At 60.5% G+C, this 20,379-nt stretch carries 20 protein-coding genes; 5 read left to right on the top strand and 15 right to left on the bottom strand.

Translation table 11 applies throughout. The features are described 5' to 3' along the window. Positions 1-456: 456 nt before the first annotated feature. The 3 genes from QWJ34_RS15005 to QWJ34_RS14995 are packed head-to-tail and all read right to left on the bottom strand — an operon-like array spanning position 457 to position 2,461. Positions 457-1,467 (bottom strand): ADP-ribosylglycohydrolase family protein, encoded by a 1,011-nt coding sequence (locus QWJ34_RS15005; protein WP_302729005.1) that lies wholly within the window; start codon positions 1,465-1,467, stop codon positions 457-459. Between the two features lie 24 nt (positions 1,468-1,491). Next, positions 1,492-1,968, bottom strand: a complete 477-nt coding sequence (locus QWJ34_RS15000; RefSeq protein ID WP_302729004.1) for a YfbM family protein — start codon at positions 1,966-1,968, stop codon at positions 1,492-1,494. 22 nt (positions 1,969-1,990) lie between these two features. After that, a complete protein-coding gene (locus QWJ34_RS14995) occupies positions 1,991-2,461 on the bottom strand; it encodes a YfbM family protein (RefSeq protein WP_302729003.1) in 471 nt (156 codons plus the stop codon). Between the two features lie 376 nt (positions 2,462-2,837). Here QWJ34_RS14995 and QWJ34_RS14990 point away from each other — a divergent pair, with 376 nt between their 5' ends. After that, positions 2,838-4,145, top strand: a complete 1,308-nt coding sequence (locus QWJ34_RS14990) for an aminotransferase class I/II-fold pyridoxal phosphate-dependent enzyme (protein ID WP_302729001.1) — start codon at positions 2,838-2,840, stop codon at positions 4,143-4,145. A 94-nt stretch (positions 4,146-4,239) separates the two neighbouring features. On the opposite strand, the gene QWJ34_RS14985 is transcribed toward QWJ34_RS14990, so the two are convergent. The 12 genes from QWJ34_RS14985 to QWJ34_RS14930 form a co-directional block, all read right to left on the bottom strand. Continuing rightward, positions 4,240-4,728 carry a DinB family protein gene (locus QWJ34_RS14985; protein WP_302729000.1) on the bottom strand — a complete coding sequence of 163 codons (489 nt, stop codon included), beginning with the start codon at positions 4,726-4,728 and terminating at the stop codon, positions 4,240-4,242. Then, positions 4,721-5,257: a DinB family protein gene (locus QWJ34_RS14980; protein WP_302728998.1), complete on the bottom strand. Its 537-nt coding sequence runs from the start codon at positions 5,255-5,257 to the stop codon at positions 4,721-4,723. Before QWJ34_RS14980 ends, QWJ34_RS14985 begins: the two co-directional genes overlap by 8 nt. 612 nt (positions 5,258-5,869) lie before the next feature. Next, on the bottom strand, positions 5,870-7,324 hold the full coding sequence (locus QWJ34_RS14975; protein WP_302728997.1) for an ABC transporter permease: 1,455 nt from the start codon (positions 7,322-7,324) through the stop codon (positions 5,870-5,872). After that, on the bottom strand, positions 7,321-8,082 hold the full coding sequence (locus QWJ34_RS14970) for an ABC transporter ATP-binding protein (RefSeq protein WP_302728996.1): 762 nt from the start codon (positions 8,080-8,082) through the stop codon (positions 7,321-7,323). Before QWJ34_RS14970 ends, QWJ34_RS14975 begins: the two co-directional genes overlap by 4 nt. 42 nt (positions 8,083-8,124) lie before the next feature. Continuing rightward, the gene (locus tag QWJ34_RS14965) at positions 8,125-9,567 is read right to left on the bottom strand and encodes a DEAD/DEAH box helicase (RefSeq protein WP_302728994.1); all 1,443 of its coding nucleotides are present in this window, start codon (positions 9,565-9,567) and stop codon (positions 8,125-8,127) included. Between the two features lie 161 nt (positions 9,568-9,728). Further along, positions 9,729-10,148: a universal stress protein gene (locus QWJ34_RS14960; protein ID WP_302728992.1), complete on the bottom strand. Its 420-nt coding sequence runs from the start codon at positions 10,146-10,148 to the stop codon at positions 9,729-9,731. A gap of 44 nt (positions 10,149-10,192) precedes the next feature. Beyond that, complete coding sequence (locus QWJ34_RS14955; protein ID WP_483314274.1) at positions 10,193-11,428, bottom strand: MFS transporter; 1,236 nt, start codon at positions 11,426-11,428, stop codon at positions 10,193-10,195. Positions 11,429-11,486: 58 nt separating this feature from the next. Beyond that, positions 11,487-11,918, bottom strand: coding sequence for a MerR family transcriptional regulator (locus QWJ34_RS14950; protein ID WP_302728990.1), 432 nt, complete (start codon positions 11,916-11,918; stop codon positions 11,487-11,489). A 195-nt stretch (positions 11,919-12,113) separates the two neighbouring features. After that, positions 12,114-12,410, bottom strand: a complete 297-nt coding sequence (locus tag QWJ34_RS14945; RefSeq protein WP_302728988.1) for a hypothetical protein — start codon at positions 12,408-12,410, stop codon at positions 12,114-12,116. An 84-nt stretch (positions 12,411-12,494) separates the two neighbouring features. Next, entirely contained in the window at positions 12,495-13,289 is a 795-nt protein-coding gene (locus QWJ34_RS14940) for an SDR family oxidoreductase (protein ID WP_302728986.1), read from the bottom strand. Between the two features lie 109 nt (positions 13,290-13,398). After that, on the bottom strand, positions 13,399-14,172 hold the full coding sequence (locus QWJ34_RS14935) for an SDR family NAD(P)-dependent oxidoreductase (protein ID WP_302728984.1): 774 nt from the start codon (positions 14,170-14,172) through the stop codon (positions 13,399-13,401). A gap of 51 nt (positions 14,173-14,223) precedes the next feature. Continuing rightward, positions 14,224-14,682 carry a chemotaxis protein CheX gene (locus QWJ34_RS14930; RefSeq protein ID WP_302728983.1) on the bottom strand — a complete coding sequence of 153 codons (459 nt, stop codon included), beginning with the start codon at positions 14,680-14,682 and terminating at the stop codon, positions 14,224-14,226. A 444-nt stretch (positions 14,683-15,126) separates the two neighbouring features. Here QWJ34_RS14930 and QWJ34_RS14925 point away from each other — a divergent pair, with 444 nt between their 5' ends. The 4 genes from QWJ34_RS14925 to QWJ34_RS14910 are packed head-to-tail and all read left to right on the top strand — an operon-like array spanning position 15,127 to position 20,283. Continuing rightward, positions 15,127-16,029 (top strand): LysR family transcriptional regulator, encoded by a 903-nt coding sequence (locus QWJ34_RS14925; protein WP_302728981.1) that lies wholly within the window; start codon positions 15,127-15,129, stop codon positions 16,027-16,029. Between the two features lie 37 nt (positions 16,030-16,066). Continuing rightward, on the top strand, positions 16,067-16,876 hold the full coding sequence (locus QWJ34_RS14920; RefSeq protein WP_302728979.1) for a histidinol-phosphatase: 810 nt from the start codon (positions 16,067-16,069) through the stop codon (positions 16,874-16,876). Positions 16,877-16,919: 43 nt separating this feature from the next. Then, on the top strand, positions 16,920-18,740 hold the full coding sequence (locus QWJ34_RS14915; protein WP_302728977.1) for a sensor histidine kinase: 1,821 nt from the start codon (positions 16,920-16,922) through the stop codon (positions 18,738-18,740). Beyond that, entirely contained in the window at positions 18,715-20,283 is a 1,569-nt protein-coding gene (locus QWJ34_RS14910; protein ID WP_302728975.1) for a helix-turn-helix domain-containing protein, read from the top strand. The genes QWJ34_RS14915 and QWJ34_RS14910 overlap by 26 nt, the downstream gene beginning before the upstream one ends. The last annotated feature ends 96 nt before the right edge of the window (positions 20,284-20,379 follow it).

The raw sequence follows: 20,379 nt of genomic DNA, 5'->3' as shown, positions 1-20,379 counted from the left end.
ATCCGCGCGTACCGACTGTACAGCCTGCTTCTCCCGTATAGCTGCCGCCATTTACGGCTTCGCTCAAAGCACAAAAAAAGAAACCGTTCGGCGTCCTCGTATACCCACAGTTCCGGCCGGCGCTCCGGTTGTTCAATGCGACCGGCCTCTTCCTTATACATAGCTAGGCACGAAATCTCAGGCGGACGAAACCCAATCCCAAATCAAATGCAAAAATCCACTTCGTTTAACAGACAAGGACCATAAATCGAGCATAAAGCGCGAAAATCCACTTTATGCTCGATTCGAAGGCCGAAAAAGCGCCGGAAACGAGAATAAAGTGGATTTGTGCAGCTGATCGCCATTTTTGGGGACCGGTTAGGAGAATAAAGTGGATTTGTGCAGCTTATGCGGCTCGGAGGCGGCTAAAGAAAGGCGCGCTTCATGAGGTTGAAGGCGCGCCCCGGTCGAAACCAATCACCAGCCGCGCTCTTCCCGCCGCGCGAGCGACGCGCCGAACCGCCCGCACAGCTCCCGCAGCTCTTCCAGCTTTGCCAGCTTTGCCAGCCATTCCCGCGGGATGCCGGCTTCGCCGTACAGGATGCCCGCAAGGCCGCCGGCGACGGCCGCGGTCGTATCGGTGTCTTCGCCGAGGTTGACGGCTTTCAAAGCCGCAGCGCGGTAATTGTCGGTCGTCAGCACGCACCACAGCGCCGCTTCCAGCGTATCGACGACGTAGCCGCTCGAACGGATTTCGTCCCGCTTCAGTTCCGCCAGTCGTCCGCCGAGCACCCGCTCGTACGCCCGCAGTTCTGCATGACCGGCAAAACGCTCCGGGATCGCCGCCGCCGCTTCCCGGTACGCCTGCTCCGCCGAGCGGCCGTCCAGCAGCCGCTGCGCCGTTTCCACATAAATATGGCAGGCCAGCAGCGAACGCGGATGCCGGTGGGTGATCGACGAGACTTCCCCGACCAGCCGGTCGCGTTCTTCCGCCGGCATGCCGTAGGTATAGAAAGCCAGCGGCAGAATGCGCATCAGCGAGCCGTTGCCGTTGGACTGTTCGTGCGTCAGCCCCGCGAATCGCGCCCAGACCGCTTCCGTCCGGTAGCGCTCCAGCGCTTCGCGCGTCGCGTTGCCGATATCGAACAGCTCGCCGCGGGGCGTCATATACCCTTTTTCCAGCCAGCGGACAAACCGCCCGGCCATATCTTCGGTATCGCCTTCCGGATGCAGCGCCAGGCTTTCGACCGTGCACCACGTCATCGTACTGTCGTCCGACCAGGTGCCCGGCGGCTGGTTGTACGTGCCGTAACCGAACATGTCCGTGACCGGATTCCGGTCCAGAACGCTCCTCGACCGGAACTCCACCGGCACGCCCAGCGCGTCCGCCGCCGTAAGTCCCAGCAGCGCGCCGCGCAGACGATCGTCCTCCCGCCAATCCGGGCTTTGCGCTTTATCGTTCGGTATTTCGTTCGGTTCCCGTTCCATCTCTTCCCTCCTCCAATCAACGGCTCACAAAATATAAATCAGCATGCCTTCGCCGCGCTCGGCCGCCGTTTTGTAATACTCCTTCATCTGCCGGTAGTAGTCGAGCACATAGTCCAGTTCGCCTTCTTCGTTCCAGTCTTCCGACGGATAGACGCCGGCTTCGTTCATATCGTCGGGCGAGAATCCGGCTCTGAGCTGATCTTCGTCGATCACGTCCAGCGCTTGCGCCACATCGCGCGTCTGCTGCGGCCGCAGGTAGCGCACATTCTCTTCTTCGCTGCGTCCCTCGAACGAGGTTCCGCCCATCAGCGCGTCGAACAGCGGTCCTTCGCCTTCCCAGCTGTCGCCGCAGAGCAAATAATGAATGCCGTGCCAGGCTTTGTCGAGATCGAGTTCTTCGCCTTCCGCGCCGTAAATATAATCGTCCAGACTTTCATTTCCGCCGATCAGCGCCGTCAATCTTTCGTCCGGCACCCGTTTCAGATGTCCGATCATGCCCATATCCAGCACCTCCTTCAGATGATTAAAATGAATACAGCAGCATCCCTTCGCCGTTCGCGGCCGCCGTTTGATAATAAGCCGTCAATGCCCGATAACGCTCCAGCAGATGGTCCAGCTCGCCGGGAGCGCTCCAATCCGCCGACGGATACATGCCCTCTTCGTTCATTCGCCGAGGGTCGAACCTCGCCGTTAACTCCGCTTCCGATCGGGCTTCCAGCGCCTGCGCGACTTCACGGGTCTGTTCCGCAGTCAGCGAACGAACCAGTTCTTCCGCGTGTTCCAAAGGACGTCCGCCCATCAGCGCATGGAACAAAGGCCCTTTGCCCGTCAGTGCGCCATCACAGATCAAATCGTGCAATCCATACCAGGAACGGCTAAGGTCCAGCGATTCTTTGCCTCCTTCAAACAAATACCCGTCCGGATCTCCGGTTCCCTCGATCATCTCCAGCAGTTCGCTTTCGGTTACGGCTTTCAGCTGCATCGTCACGCCCATCGTCCATGCTCCTTTCTTTTGGCGCACGCTGTTTTTTTAAAAACGTGCTTTTGTCGGTGTTTCAGGCAGATGTCGCGCATCTTATGTCGTTTTGAACTTCAATATTTATTGTATACGGTTTTGTACACGTCAAGCGATTCGCTTGAATCGTGTCCGCCTACCGCAGACTCTGTCAAAAAGATCGATCCGACCCCAAACAATCGGTTCGTTTCCTATTGAAACTTCGTTCGCAGGAGAAGGACAAGCCGAAACGATTTCGGCAAAGAAAGCGGCAATATCGATAAGAACCCTTAAAAAATCCGGGCATTTTCCGTGACGAGGTTGGGGGAGAATGCTATAATTGACGCAATTCAGGTTGGAAGGATGAATACGCGCAATGAACCCAATGGCTGAACAATGGAACGAGAAGATCAAATCCGGAAACGAACACGTCTACGACATGCTGTCGGGACTCGGCCGGGAGATTTATTTTCCGAAAGAAGGCATTCTGAGCCAGTCCGCCGAGGCAGCGGCCCACGCCAAGAAATATAACGCGACAATAGGCATCGCCACCGAAAACGGCGGACCGATGCACCTGGGCGTCATTCAGGACAAGCTGTCCGCTTACAGTCCGAAAGATCTGTACGGCTACGCGCCGCCCGCGGGCAAGCCGGAACTGCGCGCCGCCTGGCGCGAGAAGATGATCCGCGAGAACCCTTCGCTCGAAGGCAAAGCGTTCGGCAACCCGGTCGCGACCAACGCGCTGACGCACGGGCTGAGCATCGTGGCCGACCTGTTCGCCGACGCGGGAGACGCCGTCGTTTATCCGGACAAGAACTGGGAGAACTACGAGTTGACTTTCGGCATCCGCCGCGGCGCGAAGATCGTCAACTACGAGCTGTTTACCGAAGAGATGAAGTTCAACGCCGAAGCGTTCCGCAAAGCACTGCTGGAGCAAAAAGGCGCGGGCAAAGCGATCGTGCCGCTTAACTTCCCGAACAATCCGACCGGCTATACGCCGAGCGTGGAGGAAGGCGACGAGATCGTCGAAGCGCTGCTCGAAGCGGCGGAAGCCGGCATCGATCTGGTGGTCGTAACCGACGACGCTTACTTCGGCCTGTTCTTCGAAGACTCGCTGCACGAGTCGCTGTTCGGCAAGCTGGCCGGGCTGCATCCGCGCATCCTGCCGGTGAAGATCGACGGCGCGACGAAAGAAGAATTCGTGTGGGGCTTCCGCGTCGGCTTTATCACCTATGCGTCGGACAACGCGGACGTGCTGGCGGGCCTGGAGCAGAAAACGATGGGCATTATCCGCGCCACGATCTCCAGCGGTCCGCATCCGTCGCAGACGTTCGTGCTGGACGCGCTCAAGTCGCCGGAATTCGAAACGCAGAAGCAGGAGAAGTTCCTGATTATGAAAGGCCGCGCCAACAAAGTCAAAGCCCTGCTCGACAGCGGCAAATACGACGGATTCTGGACGTACTATCCGTTCAACTCCGGCTACTTCATGTGCTTGAAGCTCGAAGGCGTGAACGCCGAGGAACTGCGCCAGCGGCTGCTGCACGAATACGGCGTCGGCACCATCGCGCTGGGCGAGACCGATCTGCGCATCGCGTTCTCCTGCATCGCCGAAGAGAACCTGGAAGACCTGTTCGATCTGGTGTACAAAGGCGCAGGCGAACTGCGGAGCGTGAAGGCGGAGTAATGCGACTTGAAAAAACGAAAAACGGCTTTCCCGCATCGGGCGGAGAAGCCGTTTTTTTGTCGCACGTATCGGCGGCGTATCGATAAAGAAACGCTCACATATAAAGCATCGAAAAATGCAGTTCGTGCCCGTGCTGCTTCAAATAGTTGTACAGCTGCGAGCGGTGATGGAACAGATGGGTCAGCGTTTCGATCTGCCACTGGATCTGCGTATGACTGTCTTCCGCGTAAAAAGCTCGGGTGGAGCGGTCCAGCAGTTCCTCCGGCGTCAGCGAAACGATGTACGCTTTGTACAGATCGAAGCTTTCGCGCAGCGCCGACGCCAGCCGTTCGGGATCGGTCTCCTCGTCCAGCGCGGCTTCGATCTCCTGCACTCTCTCCAGCGCAGCCTCCTGCATCACTTCCAGATCCAATCTCGGCACCAGCGCGAAATGCCGTACCAGTTCCGGCAGCGAACGCATATTGTCCTGCGGGCGGTAGGTCCAATCTTCGGCGCGGATACGGCGGATCAGCGTCTCGCCCGTCCGCACCCCCGTTTCCAATTCGTCCAGCAGATGATCGCGAATCCGCAGCGCTTCACGCATGGCGTTTCCTCCTCGATCCGCTCCAGGTCCAGCCGACCGCGGACACTTCCGCTTCGCGCGCGACTCTGCTCTTCACCGCGTCGAGCTGCGCCGTATGATGACGGTCGTGCCGGAGAAAGTCGCGCAAATATTGTTCGAGCCGGAACTCGCCGCCGCCGATTTGCGGATGGACATCCAGATAGACATCGTCCGGCATGGCGCGGATCGTCCCGATAATCGCTTCGCGCGCCGAGATCGTGCGGGCCGCCAGCTCGTACACGGGCAGCATCTTGCCGCAGACCGCCGCTTTGGCGTTGAACGCGTCGAAGTCCGGCTTCGCAAGCGTAACCGTCCGCTCCCGCGCCGCTTTCTGCACCGCGTGTTCGTAGAAATAGCAGTCCCACTCCAGCATATGCGCCGTCATTTCCCGCACCGTCCATTTGCCTTCGCCGAGCGGAAGATCCCAGAAGTCTTCGCCCAGCTCGCTCATCCGCCGCACATACCCGCTCCACTGCGCAAACTCCTGAAGCAGCCGTTCTTTTTGCGTCATCGCCATTCTCCTTTGCCGTTAAGATGGTTAAGTCCAGCATGATCGTAAAACCAGTATAAACGGACAAACCGGACAGGAGTGTGTCCGGTTTGGGTTTGGGTTTGGGTTTGGGTTTGGGTTTGGGTTTGGGTTTGCTGAAGTACCGGAACTGCGCCGATGCCGGCTGTTCCACCAGGTCTTGGCAAATGTTCGAAACGCAAAATAACGTCCTGTGTACCATTATTTTGTCTTACAGACGCTCTTTTTTCGAAATAACGACCGTGGTACAACTATTTTCTCGATTTAGAAAGCTGTGCCAAGAAAATCGTGAAAATAGTTGTACTGGGGATGCTATTTTGAAATTCGAGGCCGAATTGAACAAAATAAGTGTACCTGCGCCGTTATTTGTTTCAGGGTATTGAGATCGGGCGGTTTCATGGACAACCGACGCCGGAATGGCGGGCTAACAATCGTGGCTGCGGCGGCAGCCTGCGCTTTGCAGCATGTAAAAGCCGTCCGCTTCGTGTAGAAGCGAACGGCTTTCCTGTATACGTACAAGGCGAGAATCCGCAGCGGACAGGTCCAATTCGGTTAAAACCGGCGCAGCGCCTGAACAGGTTTAGTCCCCGGCTATCAATCTTCATCGCCTTCAAGCTTGCTCCATTTGCGCCGCGCGGAGCCGCGCATCAGCCAGGAGAGCGCCAGGCCGGCGGCCAGAGCGGCCGCGGCAAGCATGGGATCGCTTGGCAGCGTCAGCAGGAACGGCAGCCACATGAATACGGCCGCTCCGGCCAGGACGCGAATAAGGATATGCAGTCCCGCGCGCCGGCGCGAGTCTTCGGGAATCGGGTACAGCGCCAGCCAGAGCGAATCGCTATGGACGCGGCGCAGTCCGTTCAGCTGCACGCCGAGCATGAACACGAACAGCAGCAGCAGCGCGATGCCCAGCCACGACGTGCGCGACAGCAGGATGAGCACGAAGCCGACGACCGACAGGCGCGCGACCATTCCGGACAGATCGCCGCGGATAAAAGATTGGGTCAGCAGGAAGCGGTAAGCTTCCGAAGGCTTCCACGGAATGCGCCGTCCCGCGCCGGAGAGCCAGCGGCGCCGCCGGATGCGCGGGTCCTGCGTCGGCACGTCGACGAACCAGCCGAGCATGCGCATGGCGCGGCCCGCGGCGGCGCGTTCGGCCGCGATCAGGCGCTCCCATGGCACGCGGTGCCGGGCCGTCGCGCGCAGCGCCAGCGCGTACAGCGCCGCGCCGATTACGAGCGCCAGGGCCGCCGGCAGCAGCGGCAGCCAGAACCAGGCCGCGATCGCGGCGGCGGCCAGCGCCCAGCGCAGCAGCGCGAACCCGTCCGCCTGACGGGCGGACACCATGCGCTGTTCCTGCCACGCGCCGTAGGCAAACAGCAGCTTCAAGCCGAGCAGCATCAGCAGGCTCGCCCACAGATTGGCGTGATCGCCCGGCAGCGCGCGGATATAGATCGGCCAGGCGACCAGCAGCACCAGCCAGGCCGGCAGCTGCTTGGCGATCACGCCGCCGCGCCAGGCCGGCGCGAAATAAGCGTTCATCTTCGATTCCATCGGCAGCAGGAACACGGTGTCGGCCGGCTGGAGATACGTCCGGAAGCCGCTCCAGGCCGTGAGCGGGAACAGAAGGATCAGCAGCACCCAGCGGATCGGCAGATTGTCCGGCATATTTTGCAGCAGCGACGTGTACCAGGCCGCGAACAGAATCAGCAGCAGCATCGTCGTGACGGCGAGGCCGCTCTGGATAATATACGGCGTATACGGCACGATCCGGCCGAGGAAAGCCGCGCGGCGCTTGCCGCGCAGCGCCAGCAGATCGCTGTCGCCCATCGGCGTCCGCGTGCCGGGCGGCCACGGTAGGCCGTTCGCGGCCGCCGCTTTCTCCGACGCGAAGCGCGCGCCTTCCGGCGGGACGCCGCCTTCGGTCCTGGACGGCGGAAGGCCGCCGCCGGCCGGGCGGCCGTTTGCCGGCGCGTCCGGACCGCCGGCTTTCACCGTAAGCCGGTCCCGCTCCGGCTCACGGCTGTTGCCGCCGGTTCCCGGCCCGCTCATTGCACGCCTCCGGCGCCCTCGGCCCGGACCAGGCGGTCGAACATGTCTTCCAGCGACGCGCCGGGCATATTCGAAGCGGAGCGGATCTGTTCCAGCGTGCCCTGGACGATGATTCGTCCCTGGTGCAGGATGACGAACCGGCTGCAGTAGTTCTCGATCGTGGACAGGATATGCGAGCTGAGCAGAATCGAAGCGCCTTCGCGGTTCACTTCGACCATGTAGTCGAGCAGATCGCGGATGCCGAGCGGATCGAGGCCGAGAAACGGCTCGTCGATCACGTACAGCGGCGGACGCGCGATAAACGCGCACATAATCATGACCTTCTGCTTCATGCCTTTCGACAAATGCGAAGACAGGCTGTGTTCTTTGTCCTTCATATAGAACAGCTTGAGCAGCCGCTCGGCGCGTTCTTCGAACGCGGCCGGATCGACGCCGTAAGCCCGCGCCGTAAATTCCATATGCTCGCGCACCGTCAGCTCTTCGTACAGCACAGGAGACTCCGGCACGAACGCGAGCGAAGCGCGGTATTTGTCGGGATCGTCCTTCAGCAGCGCGCCGCCGATGCGGACCTCGCCTTCCTTGGGCGACATCAGGCCGAGAATATGTTTCATCGTCGTGCTTTTGCCCGCTCCGTTGAGGCCGATCAGGCCGACCATCTCGCCGTGACCGACTTCGAAATCGACATTGTGCAGCACCGGGCGATTCACGCTGTAGCCCCCGGTCAGCCCCCCGATCTTCAGGACGGCTTGTTCACTCATTGACGTTCACCTCTTTTTGTTTCGGATACTGTCCGGCGCGTGTCAGGACGGGTCCTGCGAAGACCGCTTTTCTTTCAGCCATTTCGGCGCGCCCTTGTCTTTGTTGGGCTGCTTTTTGCCGCCCTTCGGGCCCCGTCCGGCCGACTTGGCCGGATTGGCGCGGTCCGCCGCCGCTGCGCGCGGCGCGGATTCCGCCCCGGAAGCCGCGCCGCCCTGCGCGGCGGCTTCGCTCCGCGGCGAAGACTCGCCGCCGCGTCCGCTTTGTGTGCGCTTGGCCGCGGCGCCTGCCGGGCGCCCTTTCGGCGTGCGCCGGGAAGCGCCCGAGCGGCGCTCCTGCGCTTCCTCGGGCGACAGCACCGCGCCCTCGTACAGGGCGCGCTCTTCGATCGGCGCGTCCAGTTCGCGCGCGAACTTGCGCATGATGAACGCCTGGCGGTCGGTCACGATCGAGACCGACAGGCCTTTGCGGCCCATCCGGCCCGTCCGGCCGGCGCGGTGCACATAGTGCTCCGAATCGGCCGCCGGGTCGAGATGCACGACCAGTTCGAGTCCCGGAATATCCAGGCCGCGCGCGGCTACGTCGGTCGCGACGAGCAGCCGGAATTTGCCGGCGCGGAACTGCGACAGCACCGCGGCGCGGGTGACTTTGTCGGCGTCGCCGTACAGCGTCCGGGCCGTCAGCCCGAGATGGTTCAGCTTCGCTTCCACTTCGGCGATCGTTTCCGCCTGATTGACGAATACGATCGCGCGCTGCGGATCGTAATGCCGCACGAGGCGGCGCAGCGTATCCACGCGGTCGCGCTGCTGGCAGACCACGTACAGATGCTGCGTCGAACCGGCTAATTTCCGATCCGGCTCGATGCCCACGTCGGCCGGATCGCTCATTTCGCGATCCGCGAGCGCCCGGACGCCGGGTCCGAGCGTCGCCGACAGGAAGACCAGCTGGCGGTCGCGCAGCGCGCCCTTGAGCAGCGAGCGCACATCGTCCGCGCCGCCCATCTGGAAGATCTGGTCGGCTTCGTCCAGCACGATGCTGCGCACTTCGTGCAGCTTCAGCTTGCGCGTGGACAGCAGCTCGCGCAGCCGTCCCGGCGTGCCGACGACCAGATGCGGCCGCTGGCGCAGCTTCTCCACCTGCCGCGCGGCCGAAGCACCGCCGATCAGGCCGATCGAGCCGATACCGAGATCGGCGCCGTATTTCTCGCCTTCGCGCACGATCTGCATCGCCAGTTCCTGGGTCGGCGCGATCACGAGCACCTGGCTTTCTTTTTTCTCCGGATCGATCCGCTGCAGCAGCGGCAGCAGGTAAGCGAGCGTCTTGCCCGTGCCGGTCTGCGACTGCGCCAGCACGTCCCGTCCTTCCAGAATAAACGGAATCGCTTCCGCCTGGATCGGGCTCGGTTTGCCGATTCCGTATTCAAGCAGCCTGGCTGTCAGACTCTCCCCGATGCCGAGCTGCGCAAATTGTTCGATTTCTTTTGTCATGCTTGATTTCCACCTTTGTATTCAGTCGTTTCCTTCCTCTTATTATAGGGGCAATCCCCGCAAATCCCAAATGAAAAAGAAAGCAGGACGCCAAAAGACGCTTCCCCGCCCGGCTGGACGAAGAAACGCCTGGATAAACGTTTTATTCAATTGCGAGACAATCAGCGAACCGTCATCACCGGGCAGGGCGCGTGCTGAATCACCTTGTGGCCGACGCCGCCGAGCAGCAGTTCCTTCGCCAGGCTCTGGCCCCGCGTGCCCATTACGATCAGGTCGCAGCCTTCGCGCCGCGCAAACTCGCCGATCTCGGCGGCCGGATCGCCCCGGCGCACCGCCGTTTCGCAAGGCAGACCGGACTGCGCGAGACGTTCTTGCACCGGCCGCAGCAGCGCCAGCCCTTCTTCTTCGATCCGCTCGTCCAGGTCCACGCCGAGCGGCGCTTCGTTGATCGTCACCGATGGATCGACGTGCAGCGCCGTGATCCGCGGAGCCTGCGCCAGTTCCGAAGCCAGCTTGATCGCTTGTTCCAGCGCCCGGTCGGCTCCGGCCGAACCGTCTACCGCCACTACGATATGCTTCATGGTTTCCGCTTCCTTTCTTTATTTACGACTTTTTTGCGATTGGATCAATGGCTGATCGCCGCGTCGATATGCGACAGATGCCGGCGGCGAACCAGCAGCGTGACCACGCCGACCACGACCATCAGCGCGCCGAAGTAAAACGGCATTTCCGCGCTGAACCATTCCGCGAGTTTGCCGGCCAGGAACGGGGATACCGCGCCGCCCATAAAGCGGACGAAGCTGTACGCCGCCGAAGCGGTCGAACGTTCCACCGGCGCGGATTCCATCACGGCGGTCGTAATCAGCGTGTTGTTGATGCCGAGAAACGCCCCGGCAACGATGACGCAGACGATAACGATCTTCGGACTTCCCATCACCGTACCGACGGCCATCACAAGCAGATCGATCGCGAACAGCGTCAGCATGACGGCGATCGACCGCACGGTGCCGAACCGGGCCTGGATGCGCGGCGCGACGAACACGGACGTGACCGCCAGCAGCAGCCCCCAGCCGAAGAATACATAGCCGAGTCCATGCTCGTCCAGATCCATGACATAAGGCGAATAAGCCATCAGGGTGAAAAAGCCGAAGTTGTACAGGAAAGCGACGATGCCGAGCGTCATCAGCGCCGGATACGTCAGCGCTTTGAACGGATCGGACAGTTTGCTGGTCGTTTTGGGTTTCGGGATCTTCGGCAGCAGCACGGTGACGGCGACGAAAGCCAGAGCCATCAGCACGCTGACGCCGAAGAACGGACCTCTCCACGAGATCGAACCGAGTTCGCCGCCCAGCAGCGGGCCGACCGCGATGCCCAGACCGAGCGCCGCTTCGTACAGGATGATCGCTTTGGCCGTGCCCGAAGTGGACAGGCCCACGATCGCCGACAGCGCCGTTGCGATAAACAGGGCGTTGCCCAGTCCCCAACCGCCGCGGAAACCGACGATCCCGGCGATCGTATCGGACGATCCGGCCAGCGCCGCGAACACGACGGTGATCAGGATGCCGGACAGCAGCGTTTTTTTGACGCCGAGCCGGCTGGAAACGAATCCGGTAATCAGCATGGCGACCCCGGTCACGAAGTTGTAGCTGGTAAACAGCAGCGAGACCTGGCTCGGCGTCGCTTCCAGCTGCTTGGCGATGGCCGGCAGAATCGGATCGACCAGCCCGATGCCCATAAACGATATGATACAGGCGAACATGACGGCCCAGACCGCTTTCGGTTGGGACATCATGCCGCCTTCTTTCAAGCTTTTGCCTTCCGGCGGCAGCGTATTGGCGCGTATAGACGGTTCACTCTTCATTTTGTATTTCCCTCCACCTATGATTGTTCATGCTGTTCATGCTGCGCGCAGCCGCGCGTCAGTCTTTAGGTTCAAGCCGGTCGATGCCGCCGCGCACCCGTTCTTGCAGCTCGGTCAAGTCTTTTTTCAAAGCCAGGATCTTGCCGATCTTCTCGTCCAGCTTGCGCAGCTGCGCGTCCAGCGTAACGTCCATCTCCCGCAGCTTGCCGAGCTGCTCCGCGGGATCTTGAATCTGCCGGTACAGTTCGCGCTGGCCGGTCAGTTCCTGCGCCGAGATCAGATACTCCTGGATCTCCTGCAGCGAAAAGCCGAGCACGTCCCGCGCGTCGATCACCCGGCGCAGATGGTCGATGTGCTCGCGCGTATATCGCCTCGTTCCTCCGTCGCTGCGCTCCGGAGCCGGCATCAGCCCGATTTCTTCGTAATAGCGGATCGTCCGTTTGGTCAGCCCGGTTTCCCGCGCCACATCGTCGATTTTATAAGTGCTCACCGCAAAGCCTCCTTCCGGCCGTTTACCGATTTTTTTGATTCTTTTCTGAAAAATATCGACGTTCCCGAAAATATTTCAACATTTACATATGAATAATACTACATATTAACGTTAACGTCAACGTTAGATTTTGATTTGTCTTAAACGCAAAAAAAGCCGTTCCCCATCAACAAAGGGTGCGGCTCGATTAATTTTCTATTCGTTGTAACCGCCGAAAGGCATGTCTTTGAACCGGTCGATAAAGCGGCCCGGATCGGTATTCACCGTGTAGGAGAATACGCCGATGCTCGTATGCAGATATAGAAACCCGACTCCTCCGCCTATCCGTCGGTAAGAAATATCGAATACATCGGTCAACACAAACACGCGCCTGTGCGTCGTAATCCGGTCGTGGTAAAGATCGATGCGACGATCCGACACGATTCGTTTCTGCTCGCCTTCCGTCACTTCCCGCTGCACCTGGTAATAAGGCTGCGAAGCCACCAGCGCCATCCGCCGACACTCCTTTCGTCCGTCTGCCTGTCACAATAATTGAATACCCAAAAAAAGACGCAGGCTATCAGGCCGGACGCCCCCTTAAAATCCGCCTCTGGAATGAATGATCTGGCCGGTGATCCAGCGCGAATCGTCGCTTGCGAGAAAAGCGATCAACCGCGCGGCGTCTTCGGGAAGACCGATCCGCCCCATGGGAAAAGCCGGCAGCAGCTCTTGTTTGATCGATTCGGTCATCCAGCCCGAATCGGTGGCTCCGGGATCGACGGCGTTCACCGTGATATGCAGAGGAGCCAGCTCCGCGGCCAGCGATTCGGTAAACACCGAAATCGCTCCTTTGGTCGCCGCATAGATCAGATTGCCCGGCATCGGGCCTTTGCCCTGACCGGACGTCAGATTGATGATCCGCCCTCCGGGCTCGCCGGGAGCGACAGCCGCCTGCTCCGCTTCGATCATGCGCGCGAACAGGGCGGACAGCATGAACGTGCCCTTTATATTCACCGCGCAGTGCGCGTCGATCAGGTCCTCGTTCAACTGCCGGAAATCCGCATCGATGCCGTAAGCGGCATTGTTCACCAGAACGGTCGGCAGCCCGACCGCTTCTCTCGCCGCTTCCAGAAGCTTCGCTCCCGAATCCGGCAGACCGAGATCCAGATTCATATGTCCGACTTTTACGCCCGATCCGCGCAGTTCTTCGGCAAACCGTTCGGGCCAGTTCGCGTCGGCGAGTTCCGGATAAATGTCTTTATCGTAATCGTACAGATGCGTAAAAAACAAGTCGGCGCCTTCGGCGGCCAGCGCCCGGCAGACGGCGGCCCCGATTCCGCCCGCCCGGCCCGCCGCCGTCACAATCGCCGCTTTCCCGCTCAATTTCCCCATTTGTTCGTCCTCCTCCATATCTGCTCCGATATCTATCTTTCAACGCAAAAAAGCCCGGCGAAAACTTTTCCTCCCGCAAAAAAGGAAAAGCTCTCGCCGGACCGGCCGGCTATTTCAAATTCAAAAACCGTCCCGCCAGCTTGTCGGCCGTGCGCGGCATCAGCCCGTACAGGCGCACCAGCAGACCTAGATAGCGCGGCAGATCGATCTCGTCTTTGCGCGTCTCCATGATGCGCACGATCTGACCGGCGACTTTCTCCGGCGGCAGAATAAATTTCTTCACGCTCTTGACGTAGCTGCCGTCCGGATCGGCCGTGTCGAAAAACGGCGTATCGATCGGTCCCGGATTGACCGAAGACACGGCGATCCCGCTGCCGCGCAGCTCCTGGCGCAGCGAGTTCATAAAGCCGAGCGCCGCGTGCTTGGACGCGGCGTAGCCGGCGGACTTCGCCGTCGCGAACTTGCCGGCCATCGACGCGACGGTCACGATCTGGCCGCCGCCCTGCTTCCGCATAATCGGCAGCACTTCTTTGGTGCAGCGCACAACGCCGAAATAGTTGACGTTCATGATGCCTTCGTAATCGCCGAGGCTCATATCCTCCGCGGTCTCGAACAATCCGTAACCGGCATTGTTGACCAGCACGTCGATGCGCCCGTACTCTTCGACCGTCTCGCTCACGGCCCTCCGCACCGATTCGGCGCTGCCGACATCCAGCAGACGGATTCCGTGCGGTCCCGGCACGGCGGCGGCCGCGGTCCGCAGCTTGTCTTCCGATCTTGCCGCGAGCACGGGAACCGCGCCGCGCTCGGCCGCATAACGCGCAGCAAGCGCTCCGATTCCGCTCGAAGCGCCTGTAATCAATACGATTTTGTTGGTTAGCATATGGGCGAATGCTCCTTCGTCGATCCGGGTGAGTCCGGTGTTCCCTCTATTCTAAGAGATCAGCACCTGAATATCCAGCTCGCCGATTCCGTCCATCAGCAGAGGAATCGTCAGCGCCTTGTCCGGCATCACGCCCGCGAAGGCTTCGCCGTGCAGGACGTGCGGCGGCGTGATGTCGACCGTCAAGCCCTGGTTCGACAGCAGGATGCCCGCGTTGCCGCTGATCATATTGCCCAGCTCCGAGATGGCGCTGCGGCCCATATCGTCCATTTCCGTAATCGTAAAGCCGCCCATCATTGCGGATACGATACGCAGTGCTACTTGTTCATGCAGACCGAAGATGATGTTGCCGCTCAATTGTCCGGTCATTCCGATTTGGATCCAGATATGATCGTCGATCGGTTTCACGCTTTTGATGGCGAGAGTTCCCGTCGAAGGAGAGATCTGGATCAACTGCTCAAGCACAAGCTTGGCCGATTCCAAAAACGGGTTGATTACCTCCGCTTTCATAATTACATTCGCCCCCTGCTACTTAGGTTTTTGGAATCACGTTTTTGGGTCTTAGGGCTTTCAACTTAATAACCTAAAGTCCCAAGTCATTGGTTATCCCAATTATACGCGAGAGAAAAGAATAAAGCATCCTATTTTCAATCATTATTTCAGTCCGCACGACGGCCGTTTTTCGGCAGCAGACGGCTGAGAATCGGGCTCAAAAAAAAGCCCCTATTCCGACTCCCCGCCTGCCGCGGCCGAAGTCGAATCTTGTAAAAAATTCGGCTTATTACTTTATCGCCCACAGAAGCGGTTTTTTTTACAGCTAAAGGCCCAATTTCTGAAAAATAGCGACTTAAGGACCGGTTTTTCTTAGGTTATGCCAGCTCTTACATTGCTTTTCCTTTTATTTTGCCCCTATAATTTAAGGAATAAAGTCAACGCGGTGGGAGGAGAAGTTTCATGAATATGAGTCAGCTGGAGACACTCGTCACCATCTCCAAAACGATGAGCTTCCGTAAAGCCGGAGAACTGCTCAATCTTACACAGCCCGCCGTTTCCGCACAGATCAAAAGTCTCGAAGACGAATTCAAAGCCGTTCTGGTCGACCGCAGCCAGCCGGTCACGCTGACCGACCGCGGCCTTGTGTTTCTGGAGCATGCCGAGCGCATCCTCACCGTCGTCGAAGAATTGAAGCAGAAGATGACCGATCTGGAAGAAACGCCGCAGGGTCATATCATGCTCGGAACGACCACCTCGATCGCCATGCAAATCCTGCCGCGCGTCCTTTCTTATTTTCAGAACCAGTTCCCGCTGATCCAGACCAGCATCCAATCGATGCCTTCTTCCCAAATTTACAGCCTGGTCGAGAGCGGCGCCGTCGATATCGGCATCGGCTACCTGATCGAGCGCAATCCGGATCTGGAAACGTCGATACTGTATTACGATGCGTTCGAGCTGGTCGTTTCGCCCGAGAACCCGCTGGCCCGCAAGCCCAAGATCGCGATCGAAGACCTCAAGAACGTTCCTCTGGTCATGCTGTCTCCCGATACGGTCGGACGCCGCTTCGTCGAGCAGGTGTTCAAAGAGAACGGCATCGCGCCGCGCGTCGCCATGGAACTGTCCAGCAGCGAGGAAGTCAAGCGCATGGTCGAGCTGAACCTGGGCGCGGCCGTGATCTCCAAGCTGTCGGTCGCCAGGGAAGTCCGGCAGGGCTCGCTCATTATGCTGCCGCTGACCGAGTTCGAAGTCAGTCATCCGGTCGGCGTGATTTACCGGTCGGGCAAATACCTCAATTCCGCCATGCGCCAGTTTCTGGCCGATCTCAAAGGCATGCCGGAAACCCAGTTTATCGGCTCGGAGTAACGGCGGATATATAAATGAAGCAAAAAGGAGACTGTCCATGAAGTTCGATCTGCATACGCATCATTACCGCTGCGGCCATGCGGACGGCGATATTCGCGATTATATCGAAGCCGCCGTGCGCGAAGGCCTGTCCGTGATCGGCATCTCCGACCATATGCCCCACCTGTTCAGCCCGCTCGACCACCCTCTGCCGAATATCGCCATGTCCCGCCTGGAATTGGGGTCTTACGTGGAAGAAGTGCTGCGGCTGAAACAAGAATACGCCGGAAAGATCGATGTGCTGCTCGGGATCGAATCGGATTACTTTATCGACCATGAAGCGGTATACCGCGAAGCGATCGGGCGCTATCCGTTCGATTACGTCATCGGCTCGGTACATATCAGCGGCGGACGCAGCATCTTCGACCGCAGCCGCTGGGAAGGCGTTCCCGCGGAACTCATGATCGAAGCGAAAAAAGAATATTACCGGCTGATCGAAGCGTCCGCGCGCAGCGGCATGTTCCAGATCCTCGGCCATATCGACGCGATGAAAGGTTATTATCCGGCTTTCGTCGATATTCCGGCGGACGACGCGGTGGAGTCGGCGCTGCGGACGATCGGCGAGCTGGGACTCGCGATCGAGGTCAACACGTCGGGCGGCACCAAGCTGTGCGGCGGCTGGTATCCGTCGGACGCCATCCTGGAGCGCGCGCTGCATTACGGCGTCTCCATCTCGTTCGGATCGGACGCGCACAAGCCGGAACGGGTCGGCGAAGACTTCGACGCGGTGGCCGCGAAGCTGCGCGAGATCGGCTTCAAGGAATGGGTGTATGTCAAAGAACGGCGTCCGGTTTCGGTGCCTCTGTAAGCGGGCCGCAGGCTATTTCGAATCGTAAGGCGGTGACGACGACATGACCGATTGGCGCAGCAGGCGGTACTGGCCGCGGCCGGAGCGTTTTACGCTGAAAAATCGCATTTTGCTGCTGTTCGCGGCGGGTGTCCTGATTCCGTTTCTGATTACGACGCTCGTCTCCAACCGCACGATCTCCGTGATCCTCGGCGACAACCTGAACTCCGGCGTGCAGAGCAATCTGCACCAGGTGCAGCTGTCGCTGGAAAATACGATCGCCAACTTGAATCACGTCTCCCAGCAGCTCGCCTATCCCGGGAGCGTGGGCCGGCTGCTGGAGCAGTATCTGGCGGCCGAGCAGGCTTACGACCGGGCCGCGCTGATCGAAGATATCCAGAGCGAGCTCAACCTGATTACGTTTACCAATCCGTCCACGGGCTTTGTCATGTATGTCTTCGGCGACGAAGACCGGACCCTGTTCGCCAATGCCGGCCTGCGCGGAAGCTTCGATCCGGACGAGCTGCCGCTGCTGGCCGGCTATTACGGCATTTCTTACTACGGTCCGCATATCAGCAAAGACCATTTCAACGACCAGTACGTGCTGTCGGCGCTGCGCAAAGTCAATCTGCCGGGCCGCGACAACGTCTACGTGTATATCGAATCCGGCTTCGAACTGACGCAGAATATTCTCGACAGCGACAACATCGTCAAGACTTCTTCGCACCTGATTCTGGACAACGATCTGCGCATCGCGTACAGCGAGCTGCCCGGCGTTTTTGCGGAAAACGATTTCTTCGCGCCCGCTTCCCCCGAAGCTTCTCTTTCTTCGGGCGCCGGCTCGCCGCAAAATGAAGGCGCTTCCGATATTTCTTCGGGGCTGGCGGACAACTATTACTGGTTCAAAGGAACAAGCAATCAAGGCTGGAGCATCGTATCGCTGATTCCCAAAAGCGACTACGAAGCGGAAAAGCGCCGCTGGATGCAGATCATGCTGATGCTGCTGCTGCTCTTCCTGGCGGTGGGACTGATTATGGCGGGGCTGCTGTGGAAAATGGTGTACAAGCCGCTGAACCGGTTCAACCGCGAGATGAACAACGTGATCGACAGCCGGTTCGATGCGCCGCCCGCGCCGGCCCGGATACCGGAATTCCGGAATTTGCAGACGCAGTTCCACCATATGAAGCGGCAGATCGCCGCATTGATTCGCGAGGTCGAACAAAAAGAAAAGCGGCGCGCCGACCTGGAAGTCGAGAAGCTGCTGTACCAGATCAATCCGCATTTCCTGATGAACACGCTCGACACCGCGCACTGGCTGGCCGTCATGAACGGCCAGAAAGAAATCGACCGGCTGCTCGTTTCGCTGAATCGGCTGCTGCATTACAATCTGGGCAAGCTCGGCCAGGTCTCGACGATCCGCGAGGAAGTGGATTCGCTGCGGCAGTACCTCATTTTGCAGCAGATTCGCTACGATTTCGATTTCGACGTGCGAATCTCCGTGGAAGACAAAGTGCTGGAGACGCCGGTGCCGCGCTTTATTTTGCAGCCGCTGGTGGAGAACGCGCTGTATCACGGCCTGGACGACGAAGGACATATCCAGGTGGACGTCAAACGGGCGGACGGCATGATCGAGCTGGCGATCCGCGACAACGGCGGAGGCCTGTCCAAAGTGGAGATCGAGCGGATTCTGCACGAGCCGAACACCTCCGGCGAGAAAGTCGGCATGGGCATCGGCATGAATTACGTGAAGCGCATGATCGAATCTTATTACGAGGGCCGGGCGGAGCTGCGCCTGGACAGCGAACCCGGCCGCGGGACGACGGCCCGGCTGCTGCTGCCCGACGAGGAGGGATCGACGAATGTTGAACGTATTGGTGGTGGATGACGACAAGCTGGTGCGCCAGGGGCTGATCTCGGCGATGCCGTGGTCGGCGTTCGGGCTGCGGGTGGCCGGCGAAGCGCGCAACGGGGAAAAAGCGCTGGAATTCCTGGAGACGCACGAAGTGGATCTGCTGCTCACCGATCTGGCGATGCCGGTGATGTCGGGGCTGGAGCTGATGCGCATCGTGCGCGGCCGCTATCCGCGCGTCTTCATCGTCGTGCTGACGCTGCACCAGGACTTCTCCTATATCCAGGAAGCGCTGCGGCTCGGCGCGATCGACTATATCGCCAAAGTCCAGCTCGAAGAAGAACGCTTCGAGGAAGTGCTGGAACGCATCTGCTCGCGGATTGCCAGCGAGCGCGCCAAAGAAGCCGCGCCTTTTGCCGGCGCGGCGCAGTCGGACGCCGGCTATGCCCTGCTCGGCGGCGCGGAAGCGCAGGCACTGGCGGAAGCGGCTTCCGCCGAGGGCTGCCCGCCGGACTTCGCGGCGGCGGCCGGACTGCCGGTGTGGCTGGCGGCCGCCCCGCCGGAGGAAGAGCGGCTCGCCGCGGCGCTGTCGCGGCTCGTTCTCGGCGGCCGAAGCGTTTCCCTGCTTCGGCTGGACGGGCTGCGCGGCCGAAGCGCGGCCGAAATCTCGGCGCGGCTGCGCGCATACGCCGAGGGCGAATGGTACTACGCCCGGCGGCCGGGCGAACGCTTCTACGCCCTGGATCTGGGCGCGGCGGAGGCGCCGGAAGGCGCTGCCGCGCGCGGGGCCGCCGGGAGCGCCGCGCCCGGCGGAAGCGGGACTGCCGGAGGCGAAGCCGGCAGTCGAGGCGGCGGACCGCCGCGCGGCGAGCCGGGCGCAGCAGCCGCGGGAGCAGGCGGCGCGGCCGGTCCCGCCGACACGCCCGGCAGCCCGGCGGCCGCGGAGCGCCCGCTGGACGATCTCCGGCGGCGCGGCGCCGAGCTGGAGTGGGTGCACGACGCCGCGGCTTTCGACGCGTTTCTGGCCGAGCTGGCGGCCCGGCGGCTGCCTCCGCCGCTGCTGCGCGGCGAGCTGCTCGACTGGACCCATACCTGGAACCGCATCTACGAGGCGGCTTCGGGCGAACGGCTGGAACCGCCGGAGCCGGGCGGTTCCTGGTTCGAAGCGGAGCGCGGACTGCGCGCGATGCGCGAACGGCTGGCGGCGGCGCTCGGCGCGCAGCCTTTCTCTCCCGAGGTGCGCGCCAGCGTGCTGCGCGCGGCCGCGCTGGTCCGCGAGCGGCTGTCCGATCCGCTTCAGGCGGGGCAGATCGCCCGGGAAGTCAATATGAGCCGAAGCTATTTCAGCCAGTGCTTCCGCGATATGATCGGCAGGACCTTCAACGATTACGTGCGCCAGCAGCGGATCGAACGGGCCTGCGAACTGCTGGCGGAAACGCGCAGAACGATCCAGTGGGTTGCGGAGCGCACCGGGTACGCGGACGAGAAGTATTTCAGCCGGATTTTTCGCGAACAAACGGGGCTGCTTCCGAGCGAGTACCGGCAGCGCTTGCTGTCGAAGGGGACGAATGTCCGCTGACAGGTAGGAGATTCGTCCGATTTTTGCCTATTCATGCCGCTTTCCACACATTTGCCTAACGCGATCACGAACCGCTTTCTACCCATGAAAGCGGTT

This window comes from Saccharibacillus sp. CPCC 101409 (genome assembly GCF_030518235.1).
Taxonomy (GTDB): domain Bacteria; phylum Bacillota; class Bacilli; order Paenibacillales; family Paenibacillaceae; genus Saccharibacillus.
Note: the sequence above shows the minus strand (reverse complement) of the source record. Positions and strands in the feature narration are given on the sequence as shown.

Excerpts from the sequence above, each read along its gene's own strand:
- QWJ34_RS15005 (WP_302729005.1), bottom strand. The coding sequence starts at position 1,467 with ATGGAACGGGAACCGAACGAAATACCGAACGATAAAGCGCAAAGCCCG.
- QWJ34_RS15000 (WP_302729004.1), bottom strand. The coding sequence starts at position 1,968 with ATGGGCATGATCGGACATCTGAAACGGGTGCCGGACGAAAGATTGACG.
- QWJ34_RS14995 (WP_302729003.1), bottom strand. The coding sequence starts at position 2,461 with ATGGGCGTGACGATGCAGCTGAAAGCCGTAACCGAAAGCGAACTGCTG.
- QWJ34_RS14990 (WP_302729001.1), top strand. The coding sequence starts at position 2,838 with ATGAACCCAATGGCTGAACAATGGAACGAGAAGATCAAATCCGGAAAC.
- QWJ34_RS14985 (WP_302729000.1), bottom strand. The coding sequence starts at position 4,728 with ATGCGTGAAGCGCTGCGGATTCGCGATCATCTGCTGGACGAATTGGAA.
- QWJ34_RS14980 (WP_302728998.1), bottom strand. The coding sequence starts at position 5,257 with ATGACGCAAAAAGAACGGCTGCTTCAGGAGTTTGCGCAGTGGAGCGGG.
- QWJ34_RS14975 (WP_302728997.1), bottom strand. The coding sequence starts at position 7,324 with ATGAGCGGGCCGGGAACCGGCGGCAACAGCCGTGAGCCGGAGCGGGAC.
- QWJ34_RS14970 (WP_302728996.1), bottom strand. The coding sequence starts at position 8,082 with ATGAGTGAACAAGCCGTCCTGAAGATCGGGGGGCTGACCGGGGGCTAC.
- QWJ34_RS14965 (WP_302728994.1), bottom strand. The coding sequence starts at position 9,567 with ATGACAAAAGAAATCGAACAATTTGCGCAGCTCGGCATCGGGGAGAGT.
- QWJ34_RS14960 (WP_302728992.1), bottom strand. The coding sequence starts at position 10,148 with ATGAAGCATATCGTAGTGGCGGTAGACGGTTCGGCCGGAGCCGACCGG.
- QWJ34_RS14955 (WP_483314274.1), bottom strand. The coding sequence starts at position 11,428 with ATGAAGAGTGAACCGTCTATACGCGCCAATACGCTGCCGCCGGAAGGC.
- QWJ34_RS14945 (WP_302728988.1), bottom strand. The coding sequence starts at position 12,410 with ATGGCGCTGGTGGCTTCGCAGCCTTATTACCAGGTGCAGCGGGAAGTG.
- QWJ34_RS14940 (WP_302728986.1), bottom strand. The coding sequence starts at position 13,289 with ATGGGGAAATTGAGCGGGAAAGCGGCGATTGTGACGGCGGCGGGCCGG.
- QWJ34_RS14935 (WP_302728984.1), bottom strand. The coding sequence starts at position 14,172 with ATGCTAACCAACAAAATCGTATTGATTACAGGCGCTTCGAGCGGAATC.
- QWJ34_RS14930 (WP_302728983.1), bottom strand. The coding sequence starts at position 14,682 with ATGAAAGCGGAGGTAATCAACCCGTTTTTGGAATCGGCCAAGCTTGTG.
- QWJ34_RS14925 (WP_302728981.1), top strand. The coding sequence starts at position 15,127 with ATGAATATGAGTCAGCTGGAGACACTCGTCACCATCTCCAAAACGATG.
- QWJ34_RS14920 (WP_302728979.1), top strand. The coding sequence starts at position 16,067 with ATGAAGTTCGATCTGCATACGCATCATTACCGCTGCGGCCATGCGGAC.
- QWJ34_RS14915 (WP_302728977.1), top strand. The coding sequence starts at position 16,920 with ATGACCGATTGGCGCAGCAGGCGGTACTGGCCGCGGCCGGAGCGTTTT.
- QWJ34_RS14910 (WP_302728975.1), top strand. The coding sequence starts at position 18,715 with ATGTTGAACGTATTGGTGGTGGATGACGACAAGCTGGTGCGCCAGGGG.